The following is a 15,101-nucleotide window of genomic DNA, read 5'->3' as shown; positions in this document are numbered from 1 at the left end:
TGGGGCTAAACAACATGGTGCATTGTCCTTAGGCGGCAACGGACGATTCAATATAGTGCCAGTAGGTTATGCCGTCGCGCTGTTCGGCGATCACCTGGCTGAAAAACTCCATGCGTTCGAGGTTGTCGGTGATGTCTTGGAGTTTCTTTGGCGTGGTGCGTCCTTTGAACTGAGCCGCAATTTGTTTGGCTGTCCATTCGCCGGGGGTGGTGCGCAGCAGGTCGCGGATGGCGGCGAGTTGTTCTTTGGGCTGGGTGGGCCACTTTTGCGCTTCGACAGGGGCGATGATCACTTCTTCGGGGGCACCCACACCTTCGATCGCTGTTTGAACAGGTTGCGCTTGTTCCGGGGCTTGGTAGTCGGGGCGGAGCCAGCGGATGAGGCCGTTACGTTCTTCGGCGGCGCGTTCGGCGTTGAGGGTAACGAGGCGTTCGAGGATTTGCTCGTCGGTGATGTCGTGGGGCCAGCCGTAGGCATCGAGAACGGCGGTGTCTAGCTCATCGTGGATTTGTTTGAGGGTGGAGACGAGGGCTTTGTTGTTGTACTCTCGGTCTGCGTCGGTGAAGGGTGTCCCGGCGCGGAGTTTTTCGAGGAGGTTATACATCCCGGTGATGGTGATGTCGGGATGGGCAGCTTGGACTTGCTTGCGGTGGGCATCAAGCCGTTCGCCCAGTTCGCGGATTTTCTGTTTTTGTTCTGGGGTGGGATCTGGGAAGGGGAAGGGGTCGAAGCAGACGCTCTTGTTATAACGTGGCCTATCTTCTAAGGTGCCTCCAACAGAAAGAGTCCAGTCCACGTGAACTCGGCTGGATAAAACACCGAAAATGAAACCACTATCACTTCCAATAGCAATCAAACCGTGTTCAGGTAAAACCGCTCCATCAATTAGCATGAAAATCCTATGCTTTGAAGTTTCTGGAGTAACGATATAGCGCGATAATCCCTCGATAGCTCGTCTAGTTCTTGGCATCGTTTCTCCAAAAAGCCACCAGCTTTCTCTTCTGCTCTTGCGTGAATTTACATCTCTCTCAGGTTTGACCTTTAAGAGAACTTTCTGGAATGACTGAGGTGCTATTTTCTGAGCTTCTTTTGGAGTTAGCCCATAAAAATCTATAACTCGACGATTTCGGATTGTATTTGTTATATCTCGACCAGTAATAATCGGCCTAATGACTGGTTCAGAAAACTCTTCGTCATCATCTAAAATAAATCCTCGGTTACCCAGCATCATGCCCATACCACTTAAATCATCATTACTTTTGAGTGGCATGACAGAGCTTGTATTAGCGCCAATACTTAAATTGTCTTGAATGATTCCTTTTTTATTTAATAAGCTAATAGACGCTATTCCATCTTCTATATCGCTTTCTGTAGTGACTAAATTGAGTTGTCCAGCACCTACTCCATTCTCTGCTGCTGTCATTGCAATTCTTACAGCAGCACACTCCTCACTATCAATCCACGGATGATCGGGAATCGCAAAAATTAAATGAATGGGTTTTGGTGGCTGTAAAGCCTTCTTAAGAACTTGACGATTAAAGGTTTGGGTAATGCTGTTTGTAGTTACGAGTCCAAAACGTTGAAGCTCTTTATTAGATGCTAATTCGGCTGCAAAATACCACCAGTACATTACAAAGTCACAACTATCAGGAACTTGACCTTTGTAAGCTTCTCTAAGAGCTTTAACATAGCCTTCTCCTAATCTCTCGAACATAAAGAGTTTTCCTAAAAACGGTGGATTTGACACCACATAATCCGCCTCCGGCCACTCCGCAGGGCGAGGATTCAAATATCGATAAATCACCACCTGATCCATGGGATCGGGTACTTCCTCCCCCGTCACTGGATGCCGCATCATTCGCCCACCCCAACGGGTTCGCACCTGCCCCGTCTTCGGGTCTACATCCGGCTCCTTGCCATCATAGGTCAACACCGCATCCCGGTTTTCGATATTGCCAAACGCCTGCAACACCGGCTCTGGCGGTTCTGCATTGCCATAGCGTTTGAAATACCACTGGAGATAACCAATCCAGATCACCAGTTCAGCAATAGCGGCCGCCCTGGGATTTAGCTCAATTCCCAAAAACTGCGATGGGTTAATCTGCTCCAACACATTGAGCTGCACCTGCCCTGCCACATCCACCAGGCGCGTTTGCACCTCCGCCTCCAACCCCTTCAGCAAATCCAACGACACATACAAGAAATTGCCCGTCCCACAAGCCGGATCAAGAATCTTGATCGTGCGCAGCTTCTTCAAGAAAGTGGTGATTTCCTGCTCTGCCTTTTTGCGCTGGGTGGCGGTGGGGTTCTCCTGACCAGCAGCAGGTTCTAACAAACGCTTTAGCTCAATCTCAATCCCATCCCACTCCTCCCGCAACGGCTCCATCACCACCGGACGCACCAACCGTTCCACATAGGATCGCGGCGTGTAGTGGGCACCCAGACGGCTGCGTTCCTTCTTCTCCAGTGCCCGTTCCAGCAACGTCCCAAAAATCGCAGGTTCCACCTGGCTCCAATCCTTCGCAGCAGCGGCATACAAAACCTCTAGCTGTTCCTTGGGGAGAGCGATCGCACTGGCGTTCTCAAAAAAGCTGCCATTAAACTTCAAGATGCGCTCAAACCCAAAGCTACCCCCGGTGTTCATCGTTTGCCAAAGCTGCTCAATCTCGGGCTTAAAGGTTGCCGGGTTCGCAATCCAGCGATCGCGCAACGCCTTGGTAAACACCTCCCCCTTCAGCAGCTCCACATCCTCGGCAAACATCGTAAAAATGCAGCGCATCAAAAAATTAGCCGTTTCTTGAGGATCGTGCCCCTGTTCCTCAATCCAGCGGGTGAGCTTCGCCAACTCTGCCGCCACCTCCCGCGTCACCCTGGCCCGATACTTCTCAGGGTTGAGCGCTTGCGGATCCGTGAACATTTTGACGAAGCGATCGAACACCTCCGGGTCGCGCAAATCCGCTAGGTTGATCCGCTGCCGCGCCCCATAGCTGCCATATTCCCCACTAAAGCCTTCCCAAATATTGAAATGAGAGCCAATATCGCAGGTGATCAAAAACGGCGGCATCGCCCCCAACATACGGTTATAGGCATAGGACTTCGCCTGGTTGAACGCCTTCTGCATGTTGTCGTCGTAGACCTTCGTGCCCCGCTTGCCATGCCCCTTGCCCGACTCACTACTCCCCTGCTTCGCCTCAATCAAAAAACAGCCTTCTTTGTAGAAATCGGCAAAGCGGGTAGATTCTGCCTTGTCGCTGCTGAAAAACTTGATGTCCTTATCAAAACAATAGGGATCCCCCAATACACTACCCTTCGGCGGCGGCCCCTCGACACCGAGAGCAGCACAAAGATCGCCAAAGAAGGTTTGGTAATTAGCTCGCTCATTTCCTTCTGAGCTTTGCCATTTTTCAATAAATGCCTGAATCCGTTGGACGTCGTTGGGGGTCATGCGATCGCTGTGAGCAGTGTATACCGTGATATCACCAGACGTTGAGCCACAAAGGCTAATCAGATGATAGCTTTACTCTAAAACCATAGCGACAGATTCCGGAAGCTGCAAGGTTTTGACCTAAAAGCATCAATAAAATTCATTCAGAAAAATATAATAATGCTGCAAACGAACCAGTCCTGATTGGAGAATTCTATCAGTTGCTTACTCAAAGAAAACGATCACCTGGGCGAGCGATCGCTTCACGACTCAATAAATTAGGCTTAAAGCTATCAGACTTTTATAAGGAACGCTACCCTCATGGTGTCAATGTCCTAAAACGTAAAAAACCATCTAAAGTAGAAGCACAGGCGATCGCACGAGGAGTTTAGCTTATGTACGTTGTGATTGGAGGCGCTAGCATGATGGGGCTAGATCTAGCCACCACCCTACTGCAAATGGGTCATACCATCGCCATCGTGGATACCAACCCCCTTGCTTGCCAACATGCCCGAGAGAAAATTGGCGTCATGGCCTTTGAAGGCAGTGCTGTCAACACCACCGTGCTGATGGAAGCCGGTATCCGCAAAGCCGACGCCGTGATCGCATCCCTCCAGGACGATGCCCTCAACCTCGCCATGGTCACCCTTTCTAAACATTATGGCGTCGATCAAATTGTGGTGAGAATGCGCGATCGCGACTTTGCCGCCCCCTACCGTCTCGCCGGAGCCACCCATATCATCAGCACCACCGAGTTAGCGATCGCCCGTATCGTGAACGCTATCGAATATCCCCAAGTGGATGCCATGATGCACTTCGAGCAAGGACAGGTAGAAGTCCTGAAGCTATCGATTCCCCAGCAGTGCTACATCGTCGGGCGCAGCGTCGCCGAAGTGGCCCAAGATCCGCGCTTCCCTTCCGGCTCCCTGATCATCGGCTACCAAGCCCATCCCCATGAAGACCTGATTATTCCCAATGGCAGCACCATCCTAGAAAATGGTTCCACCATCCTAGCGGTCACCAAACCCCACCTTGTGCGGCAAATGATTGAATTCATGGGGTTATGCACCCAGGACTGCGGCCCGAGCGCCAGCATCTTGCCCCAAGCTAGTCTGAACGGAGTTGTCTAATCGTCCTTAAGAGACAGAAGTTTTTCATTAAGTACTGTTAGATAGGGTTGAGCTAGGTCATCCGATAACAATCCCTTGCGGATAGCTTGGTTCACCGCTCCTTTTTCCGCTAGATACAAGCGCCGCAGCAGACTGTCTAGGGGATTTTGGTCATCAACGCTACCTTGCCCCACCATTCCACGGACATTGTATAGATCACGCAACTCGCGTTCAGAGCTGGCAATCTTAGCTTGATAGGTCGCGAACAATTCCTCATGCAAGGATTTAGGTAAACTGCCGGACTGCAGTAATTCGGATAGCTCCTGCTGGGCTGCTTTGGAAGCAATCAGGTTGAGCTGCAAGGACTGAATACGCTGCTTGGTGGGAGAAGGTTTTGAGAGGCGTAGCCGTTTTACTAGCCACGGTAAGCTCAGACCTTGGCCTACTAAAGATACGAGTACAGTACTAAACACGAGGGTAATCACCTGCATTCGATCGGGTAAGGTAACGGGCAGGCTCAAGGCCAGGGCCATGGATAGCGATCCTTTCACATTTCCCGCAATCAAAACATGCTGCCAGCGCAGGGGCAAGGGGCGATCGAAGCGACTTAGCAACGCCAACAGCGGGTAGATGGAAAAGATGCGGCCCAGTTGGTAGGCGACGACGACAAATAACGTAGCGGGCAGAGCATCGAGCAACAGCAACGGGTTGACTTCAATACCCACCAGCAGAAAAATAAAGGTATTCACCCCAAAGCCAGCATATTCCCAAAAATTAGTGAGGGCGACTTTGGTAGAGGCGGACGCTTGACGGAAGCCGAGGTTACCAATCACCAGACCTGTTACCACAACAGCGATCGCACTCGATACCCCCAACAGTTGCCCAATCTGAAACGTGCCCAAGGACACCGCCACCGTCAGCAAAATATGGCTAAGAGCATCGTCCAACTGGCGGAAAATGCCCACGCAGAGGTAGCCCAGCCCCCACCCCAGCGCCCCACCGCCGACAAAGGCAATCAGCAGTTGCTCAAGCCCCTCACCCACGGTAAACGATCCCTGCAGATGGATGGTGGTAATGATGCCCAAGAGCACCAGGGCCATGCCGTCATTAAAGAGGCTTTCTCCCTCCACAATCGTCGCCAAGCGCCCCGGCACCGAGACCTCTCGAAAGGCTGCAATCACCGAGACCGTATCGGTAATCGTCAAAATGACGCCGATGGCACAGGCGGTAATCCAGGGTAGCGACAGCCCTAGCTGGATTAAAGCTGCCGTAATCGCCGCTGCCAAGACGACCCCTGGGCCGGCTAACAGGGCAATAGGTTTGATGGTGCTGCGCAGGCGACTGATGTCGGTATTGATGGCTGCTTCAAAAATCAGAATTGGCAGAAAGAGGTTCAAAATGACATCTGAATTGAGGCGAATGGAGGCGGGCAGGGCATCTTGGGTGATCGCCAATCCAGCCAAGACCAAGCCCACCACATAGGGAATCCGCAGCCGCCGGGTGACCAAGGCCACCGCCGTTGCCACCAGCAGCAAAATAATCAGCGCACTGACCCAGCCGGCAAACTCTCCCGATGATTCGGGCAGGGCTCGCTCTAAATTAGACGTCAAAAAGTAGCTCGTCACCATGATCCTCAACTAGAGATGCTTCATATCTCTTCATCATCCTAGGAGAGTTCTGAACAAACGGGGCAAGATTGATCGCGATCGCTGACTTCAATGGTTAGCAAGCTAGAACCTGGGCGAACGATCGACGGTAGAGATCACCACTGGGCACCGCTAGCTCATCATAAAAGCACACCGGCCCTGCGCCCTGTAGCCGAAACGCGATCGCTGGATCGTGACGTCCGTGGGCGGCTAGACAACCTGCTACATCGTGGCTTTTAGGTCTGGAACCTGGTCTAAACGTACAGGCTGCTGACGTAGACGGCTGCTAAACATGCTGTTGGGGACGATCTATCTCAAACCATGCCCTACCCATACCATGGCATATATAGGACAGAGCCCCTTGAGACTTAACCTGCTCGTTAATCTACTTGGTAACTAGATGAAGACCTGATGAAGATATGAGAGTTCAATCAAGGTAAACACCTAATCTGCTAGAGGTTGTACCCCACAGAGAGCGATCGCTCCCTAGGTATCATCATCTTTCATCATCGACTCATTGATAAAACCACCCTATAGTTCGCTATGCTGTTTCTAGATAGGGATGCACTACTACAATTAATGCTGGCTCTATTCATTCTGGTGCAGTTCAAGCGTTGTTTTCTCATCCATTCGCACCGGTCATCCCTACCAAAACACAGTATTAATGCTTAGGTATCGACTCTAAATGCGTCAATGTTAACATTGTTGAAACTGCCTACCTGATCCCACCACATCGCCTCCATTATCCCAAGACTAGGAATGACACCCTTGCCTAGCATATCTAGGCTTGGTATATGACTACGCTTGGTCTTCGACAGCTTACACCATGGCATCTCACCACCTTGCTTGTCTACCTCAAACTGTTCTAGATCAGCCCAAGAACGTAGGTTTTTCAACGATCTAACGTCCATGCAACGAGACAACACCAGCCGTTAAATGGGCCCGTATCACTTTCAGTTGTAGACTCACTGCCCATGCTGCCTTTCCAGATTTCCTATATTCCCCATGGTCACTGCTATCTTTGGCAAACACCTTTGGTAGGACTTCACCTCCTGAGTGACGCCTTGATTGCGATCGCCTATTTTTCCATCCCGGCCCTGCTCATCTACTTTGTGCGTAAACGCGGTGACATTCCCTTTTCGAAGGTCTTCATCCTGTTTAGCGCCTTCATCCTCTGCTGTGGGGTGGGTCATCTACTGGATATTTGGACGCTTTGGCACCCCAACTATTGGGTATCGGGCATTGAGCAGGCCATCACGGCCCTAGTCTCTTGCTACACAGCGCTGATGTTGGTGGAGCTTTTGCCGCGCTTTCTGTCTCTGCGTACACCGGAACAACTGGAAGCGGTGAACCAGGAACTGGAACAGCAGATCCAAGAGAGACAGCAGGCAGAAGATATTCTACAGGCCATTTTGATAGGCACCGCATCTGTCACCGGTCATGACTTCTTCCCGGTCTTGGCCCAAAGCTTGGCTCAGGCCCTGCAGGTTTCCTACGTGGGCATTTTTGAACTCATCGACGATGGAGAACAGGTCAGCAGTCTAGCGATATGGGACGTGGATCATTTAGGCCAAAATAGTCGGTGTGGCGTGCAGGGATTGCCTCCGGGGCAGGTCATTCAAACTCGGCAACTACAAGTGTACTCCAGTGGTTTGCAGGATGCCTTTCCTAACCAACCCTCGTTAACCAGCCGGAATGCAGAAAGCTACATCGGCGCACCGTTAATCAACCAAGAGCAGGATGTGATTGGTACCCTGTGTATTTTCAATACCAAACCCATGCACATCAACGATCGCACCCAAGCGCTCATCCGCATCTTTGCTGATCGGGCAGCGGCCGAACTGCAGCGCAAGTGGGCCGAAGAACAGCTCCATCTAGCCTATGACGATCTAGAGGAACGGGTTGAGCAGCGCACCGCCGAATTAGTGTCGGCCAATGCGGCCCTAGAGGGGGAGGTGGCAGAGCGATCGGCGGCAGAAGCAGCCATGGAGCTAGCCATGCGGCGGGAGCAGGCTGTCAATCGGGTGACGGTGCAGATGCGCAAAAGTTTAGATATTAACCAGATTTTTGACACGACTACCGATGAGTTACGGCAGGAAATTAGCTGCGATCGCGTCTTGATTTATCGTTTCAATTCAGACTGGAGCGGCAGCATCATGGCAGAATCTGTAGACAGCCGCCTCACGCCTATTCTCCCTAGCCGGGCCCAAGATCCAGGTTTTTCTCAAGTCGTTGCCCAAGAGGATCGCTGTACGGTTAACCAGCTCACGTCTAGTCCGCTTGCCCACACGGACACCTACCTCCAAACCCAATCCGGAGGTATCTATCGCCAAAAAGATGCCTGCTGCTGCGTCGCAGATATCTATGAGGCAAAGCTGAGCCCCTGTTATATCAACTTTCTAGAACAATTTCAGGCCAGGGCCTATGTGATTGCCCCCATTCTCTGTGGACAAAAGCTCTGGGGTTTAATGGCTATCTACCAAAGCGATCGCCCCCGAGATTGGCAAGAATCCGAGGTGCAAATCGTCTTGCAAATTAGCAACCAGTTGGGGGTGGCGGTGCGCCAAGCCGAGCTGTTTGCCCATACCCAGCACCAGGCTAAGGAATTGCAGAAGGCCAAAGAGGTCGCCGATTCGGCCAACTCCGCCAAAAGCGAGTTTCTAGCCAATATGAGCCACGAATTGCGCACGCCCCTCAATGCTATTTTAGGCTTCGCCCAACTCATGCAGCGCGATCAAGCGATCGCCCCTACACACAAAAAATATGTGTCGATTATCAACAGCAGTGGCGAACATCTACTGTCCTTAATTAACGATGTTCTCGAAGTTTCTAAAATTGAGTCAGGGCAAACCACTCTGTATACAGCTCCTGTTAAGCTTCGGTCATTTCTGCAGCAAATTGAAGCTATGCTGAGAATGAAAGCAGCGGACAAAAATCTGAAGCTTCAGCTCGATATGGATCCTACCCTACCCACCTCAATCATCACGGATGAAAATAAGCTGCGGCAAGTGATTCTTAATTTGCTCAGCAATGCTATTAAATTTACCGATCAAGGGTTTGTGGCGCTGCGGGTTTTCTGCGATCGCACCATGGAGTCCATGGATGCATCGATTCCGGTACAGCTTCATTTTGAAGTCGAGGATACTGGTCAGGGCATTGCGCCGGAAGAAATGAACCAGCTCTTCCAGGCATTTACCCAAACCAAATCAGGTCTTCAGTCTCAAGAGGGGACAGGTTTGGGGTTACGCATTAGCCAGAAGTTTGTACACATGATGGGTGGAACCATTACCGTTACGAGCGCCGTTGGTCAAGGTAGCTGCTTTCGGTTTTCCATCCAAGTGGACATACCAGGCGATGCAGAAGCCATGGATCAACCCGCCATCCAAACCATTGCCCTTCCTCCTGATAGACCTGCCCCTCGTATTCTGGTAGTGGAAGATAACCCAGTGAGTCGCTTGCTGTTGGTGAGAATCCTGACTAAAACTGGCTTTGACGTCGCAGAAGCAGAAAATGGACAAACAGCCATACAGCAATGGCAACGCTGGCAGCCTCATCTTATCTTTATGGATATGCATATGCCAGTGCTAGACGGTTATGAAGCGACCCGAATCATTCGCCAACAGGTATCTCAACGAGCGATCGCCTGCGACTCATCTGATCATCAATCGACAGATCCAGTCATTATTGCCGTTACAGCTAGCGCCTTTTTAGAACAACAGGAGTCTTGCTTATCTGCTGGGTGTGATGCTGTGATTGGGAAGCCTTTTCAGATTTCTGACCTCCTAGATAGGATAGCGCAGCATCTCCAAATTCAATATATATACCAGGATACCCTCTCCTCCTCTCCTCCCCAAACTCCTAAGCGCAAGTACAGCCATGACCAGATTAGAGCCCGCCTAGCTGCGATGCCCCAACAGTGGACAGAACAGCTCTACACAGCAGCCCTAGAATGCAACGATACCAAACTTTTCGCCCTGCTTCAGAAAACCTCCAGTCAGCATCACGACTTAGTCCAACAATTAAAAATTCTGATTAGCAGTTACCGCTTTGAAGAACTGGTGAATATTACTCAACCCCTGCTTCATCGATAATCCGGCGTTGCTCGTAGTATGGCTCCACGGCGCTGCAGGCTCTTGTGCATAGCTGTGTATAGCTGTAGCAGTTCCAGGCTTGGATCATCTACTCGCTTGGGCTGGATGGGGAAGGATCATCCATGGCCCTAGCTTGGATGACCGCGTCGAGCGATCGCCGGGGAGCACGGGGCATGGCGTTGGCATAGCCCAGGCGAATGAGTAGGAGGGGCTGAGCGTTGCCTAGCTCAAAGTGTTGCTGCATCTGCGATCGCACTGATAGCACCTCACAGGGCATATTCAAATGCGCATGTTTTAGGTCGAGGCTAGTGGCCGTCAGGGCAACGCGTTGGAAACTACGCCCTAGGTTGACCCAATGGGGGCGATCGTGGTGGTCAGCGATGAACAGGAGCAGGGCGGAGGATTGGTGGATGCGCTGCTCAAACTGCTGGGCTTGGCTCTGGGGCGTGGCAAACCAGGTCATTAGCCGTTTGCCGAGCCAGCGCGGCACGTAGGGCATCCCAATGGCACGACTAGGAATACCGTCTTGATGGCGCTGCACCTCTCGGCGGCTAAAGCGGATCCATTGCATCAGTTCTTCAACAAAGGCGCGATCGCTAAACTGCTGGCGATTGCCCTCGCGCACCCAGGCGATGAAGGGTGCCATCGCATCGGGCGTTGAGAATAGGCGTACCTGGACGCCGGTCTGCTGGCTAGCCTGGATGAGGCGTTGGAGATGGTCGGCAGGAATTTCACGAGGATCGTAGGCACAGCGGGTAGACTGGCGCTGGGAAATAGCCTCCTGCAGGGCTAGGTCAGTGGGGCTAGGAGGGATATCGCTGGGTTCTAGATATACGCTGAGAACAGGGTGCTCGGTCGTAAGCTGCGGCTGAATGCGAGGGCTGAAACCTGTGCAGCGGGTAGCGATCGCTAGATTTTCTAGGGCACAACCTAGGCTGATCCATAAAGCATGGTCATCGGGATCCACCACCGGCAGCCGTCGCGATTGATCTGGGTGGAGATGGATGCAGCGATCGCCCTGGGTAAAGAACCAAGGCTGGGTGTTGTGGCCGGAGGGGGCCAGGGTGGCAAGGCGAATCAGGTCGCGGTATGGGGACGAGAGGATACCGGATGTGGAGGGTAGCATAGGGCACAAGACCCATCATGATAGAAGGACAGACCTGAATGCCTGAATGAAAGGACAGATCTGATGATGTGATAACACATTCCTGCGCTGAAAGCCTCTGTACTGGAGAGGGCGATCGCCCTCCCTGCTAGGCGCTGCCATCAAGAACAGGTGAATTCTCTACCTGTACAAAAATTTAGGGTTGTGTCGTAATTTTAATATTTCAATACGTTCTTTGACATAGGGGTTCACGATCTATCAAGCTGTAGTAGAGAACCCCCTCCGGGAAATCAGGGATATCTACGTAGTTCTCTTCAGGGGTGGAGAGTGGAAGCATCGGAGCTGATCGCAGCGACCCCAGCATCGATTGACCTCCTCGCATCTAGTGCTGAAGGGGAACTAAAGACGCCGTCACGTTTAGGGTGATGGTCTCTTGCCTTGGTTTCTTTTAATGGATACATTAAGTCCACATGACCTCACTTTATTCTGGGCGTTTGAGCCACAGCATTAAACCCTTGCTTTGTGATCAACGATTAAATGCCGTGACATCCAGCGCCCTAGAGGATGCTGTCCTCTTGGCAGCCCAAGTCTGTCATGCTCCGATCGCTCTCCTAGGCGGATGGACAGAGGATCGTCAGTGGGTGCAGGTGGCCTATGGCACCTCCCTGCATTCTGTGCCCTACGAACAAAGTCTCTGTGCGCAGTGGGCGCGCCGATCGCCCTCCGTGGAAACGCTGTGGCTGATTCCAGATGTCGCCGAGGCGATCGCTGCCCACCAACTGCCAGCGACGGTGCAGCGCCATCCGTTGATCGCCAACCTAGGCTTAGGATTTTATGCGGCGGTGCCGCTGGTGACCAGTACTGGAGAGTTGCTGGGCACGCTTTCGGTTTTTGATCGCGCCGCCCGGCGCTTAGAGTTTGGGCAACAGCAAGGTCTCAAAGCGATCGCCCGCCAAGTGGTGGCCCAGGTCGAGCACCTAGCAACGCCTGCTCCCGCAACCGCCCTGGCCCTCACCACCCAGTCGCACCTGCTGAACCTAGCGAGCGATGCGATCCTGGCCCTCGATCTGCGCGGCCGGATCACCTTTTGGAACCGTGGGGCAGAGCAGCTCTATGGCTGGAAGAAAGCTCAAGCCTTGGGGCAAGACTATACCACGCTGCTGCAACCGGTCACCGATGCGCCGATCGCGGCCATTCAGCATCAGTGTTTGCAACAGGGTCAATGGGATGGGGTGATGGTGCAGTCCACCCGCGATCGCCAGCGGCTCACCATCAATAGCTCTTGGATGCTGCAGTTGACCGATCGGGGCCAGCCGAGTTTGATGCTGCAAATCAACCGCCCCATTCGCAACTATTGTGACCTAGAGGGCATTATCCAAGACCAGCTCCCTTGCTCTCAAGACCAGGCTAGTGAGCTGTATAAGCATTTGCCGGATGGATTCATTGCCGTTGATCAGTCATGGTGTATTAGCCACCTCAATCTACGGGCAGAACAAATTCTCTGCTGCGATCGCACCCAGGTAATCGGGCGATCGCTGTGGCAGGCCATTCCCAACTTTGCTCAGTCGGATGTGGAAGAAGCTTGCCATCGAGCCATTGCCCAACAAACCGAAATCCGCTTTGAACATGCCTATGCTCCCTTTGGCCTGGTGCTGGAGTTAATCGCCTGTCCACATTTGGGGGGATTATTTCTTTATCTCCGGGATGTGACCGTGCATCGCAAAGCCGTCGCCTCGCTTCTCGAACATACCCGTCTTTCTAGCCTCAACACCTCGATTAGCCAAGTCCTAGCTAGGGCTGGCAGCCTATCCGATACCTTGGAAGGGTGTGTTCAAGCCTTGATGAATGGGCTAGAAGAAATCACCCTAGCGCGTATCTGGCTGTTTGACCCAGACAGCAATGTGCTAGACCTACAGGCGATCGCCGGTACGGTGCCCCCCGTGCCCGATCTCCCCCGCCGCATTTCCCTCGGTATTTCCATTGTCGGTGTGATTGCCCAAAGTCAACAGCCCTATCTCACCAATGAGGTGGGTCGGGATGCCTGTTTGGGACTGCAGGATTGGGCTACCCAGGAAAAAATTACGGCGTTTGTGGGCTATCCCTTGATTGTGGACGATCGCTTGATTGGCGTGATTTCCCTCCTCAGCCGTCGCCCCATCCTGGAAGGTACCTATGCCACGCTGCAATGGATTTTCAACAGTATGGCGATCGCCATTGATTTGAGTATGGCGCGGGCTGAACTGCTCAGTCGTCGCGAATCATTATTATTTCGATTGGCCAGCCAAATCCGCAATTCCCTAGATCTCAATACAATTTTGGGAGCAGCCGTCCAGGAAATTCGCCATCTCCTGCATATCGATGGCTGCTATTTTCTATGGTGTTTGCGGGAAGACGATGCCCCCGTGGATGAACCGCCCACCCTCGCCATTACCCACGAGTCTCTTTATGCTAACTTACCTAGTTTACTGGGAGAATGCGAACCAACCCTGCGGCGATCGCTCACCCAGTATCTGCTGCACCTAGAACCGCTGATCCTCGACCAAACGACAGACCTCCCGGCTTCGACGGATCTCTATGCTTGGCTGCAGGATTGGGGTATTCAGTCCTTCCTGCTGATGCCCCTAGAAACCCATGCTGGTCAACTCGGGGCGATCGTCTGTAGCCACGGTCAGGGCACTCGCCACTGGAGTCAGGCAGAGGTGGAATTGCTGCAGGCCGTCACCAACCAGTTGGCGATCGCCATCGATCAAGCTGAACTCTATGCCCAAAGCCGGGCAGCGGCCACGGCGGCCCAGCAGCAGGCCCAGCAGCTTGGTGATGCCCTCCAGACCCTGCGGCAAACCCAGTCTAAAATGATCCATAGCGAAAAAATGTCAAGCTTGGGTCAGCTTGTAGCTGGTATTGCCCATGAGATTAACAATCCCGTTGGTTTTGTCAGCGGCAACCTTACCTATGCCGATAGCTATTTCCGTGACCTCGTGCGTCTACTGCGTCTCTATCAACAGCATTACCCCACCCCCACCCCCGACATCCAAGTCTGCATTCAAGACATTGAACTAGAGTTTTTGCTGGATGACTACGCGAATTTATTGAACTCCATGAAGCTAGGCACCGATCGCATCAGTCAAATCGTACAATCCCTGCGCAGCTTTTCTCGGCTAGATGAGGCGGAGGTAAAGGCGGTTGATCTGCATGAAGGCATCGATAATACCCTGGTGATCTTACAGAGTCGCCTAAAAGCCAACGGCTCGTCTCCCGCCATTGAGATCATTAAAAACTATGGCGATCTTCCAGCGATCGACTGTTATGCTAGCCAAATTAACCAAGTCTTTCTGAACTTGTTGAGCAATGCTATTGATGCCCTAGAACATCAACCGGCTCCCCGTACCATTACCCTAACAACAACAGTGCGAGCAGGGCGATCGCAGGACACGCCTGATTATGATGATGCTCAGACAGCAATTATCTGTGATGGGGAGCCCCAATGGATTATGATTCGTATTCAAGATAACGGTATTGGCATGGCCGACGAGGTACGGCAAAAAATCTTCGATCCCTTCTTCACCACCAAACCAGTAGGTCGTGGTACCGGTTTAGGGTTATCCATCAGCCATCAAATTATTGAGAAGCACCACGGCTGCCTCAGTTGTCAATCTATTCCAGGCGTTGGCACTGAGTTCATTATTGAGCTACCTATTTGTCTACCCCGTACACCTAAATAGCCTG

Annotated in this window: 6 protein-coding genes; 3 read left to right on the top strand and 3 right to left on the bottom strand. The window is 52.2% G+C overall.

Annotated elements, in window-relative coordinates; all coding sequences use genetic code 11:
• Window positions 1–28: 28 nt before the first annotated feature.
• Complete coding sequence (locus JUJ53_RS03390) at window positions 29–3,445, bottom strand: class I SAM-dependent DNA methyltransferase (protein WP_204150573.1); 3,417 nt, start codon at window positions 3,443–3,445, stop codon at window positions 29–31.
• 374 nt (window positions 3,446–3,819) lie between these two features.
• On the opposite strand from JUJ53_RS03390, the gene JUJ53_RS03385 reads away from it, so the two are divergent.
• Window positions 3,820–4,554 carry a TrkA family potassium uptake protein gene (locus JUJ53_RS03385; protein ID WP_204150572.1) on the top strand — a complete coding sequence of 245 codons (735 nt, stop codon included), beginning with the start codon at window positions 3,820–3,822 and terminating at the stop codon, window positions 4,552–4,554.
• On the opposite strand, the gene JUJ53_RS03380 is transcribed toward JUJ53_RS03385, so the two are convergent.
• Window positions 4,551–6,161, bottom strand: coding sequence for a sodium:proton antiporter (locus JUJ53_RS03380; protein WP_204150571.1), 1,611 nt, complete (start codon window positions 6,159–6,161; stop codon window positions 4,551–4,553). The genes JUJ53_RS03385 and JUJ53_RS03380 overlap by 4 nt on opposite strands.
• 992 nt (window positions 6,162–7,153) lie before the next feature.
• On the opposite strand from JUJ53_RS03380, the gene JUJ53_RS03375 reads away from it, so the two are divergent.
• Window positions 7,154–10,270, top strand: coding sequence for a GAF domain-containing protein (locus JUJ53_RS03375; RefSeq protein ID WP_204150570.1), 3,117 nt, complete (start codon window positions 7,154–7,156; stop codon window positions 10,268–10,270).
• A gap of 88 nt (window positions 10,271–10,358) precedes the next feature.
• Here JUJ53_RS03375 and JUJ53_RS03370 read toward each other — a convergent pair whose 3' ends face one another.
• Window positions 10,359–11,396: a nitroreductase family protein gene (locus JUJ53_RS03370; protein WP_204150569.1), complete on the bottom strand. Its 1,038-nt coding sequence runs from the start codon at window positions 11,394–11,396 to the stop codon at window positions 10,359–10,361.
• 449 nt (window positions 11,397–11,845) lie between these two features.
• On the opposite strand from JUJ53_RS03370, the gene JUJ53_RS03365 reads away from it, so the two are divergent.
• Window positions 11,846–15,097 carry a GAF domain-containing protein gene (locus tag JUJ53_RS03365; protein ID WP_204150568.1) on the top strand — a complete coding sequence of 1,084 codons (3,252 nt, stop codon included), beginning with the start codon at window positions 11,846–11,848 and terminating at the stop codon, window positions 15,095–15,097.
• The last annotated feature ends 4 nt before the right edge of the window (window positions 15,098–15,101 follow it).

Origin of the sequence: Leptolyngbya sp. CCY15150, from assembly GCF_016888135.1 — a bacterium.
GTDB lineage: Bacteria > Cyanobacteriota > Cyanobacteriia > RECH01 > RECH01 > RECH01.
Note: the sequence above shows the minus strand (reverse complement) of the source record. Positions and strands in the feature narration are given on the sequence as shown.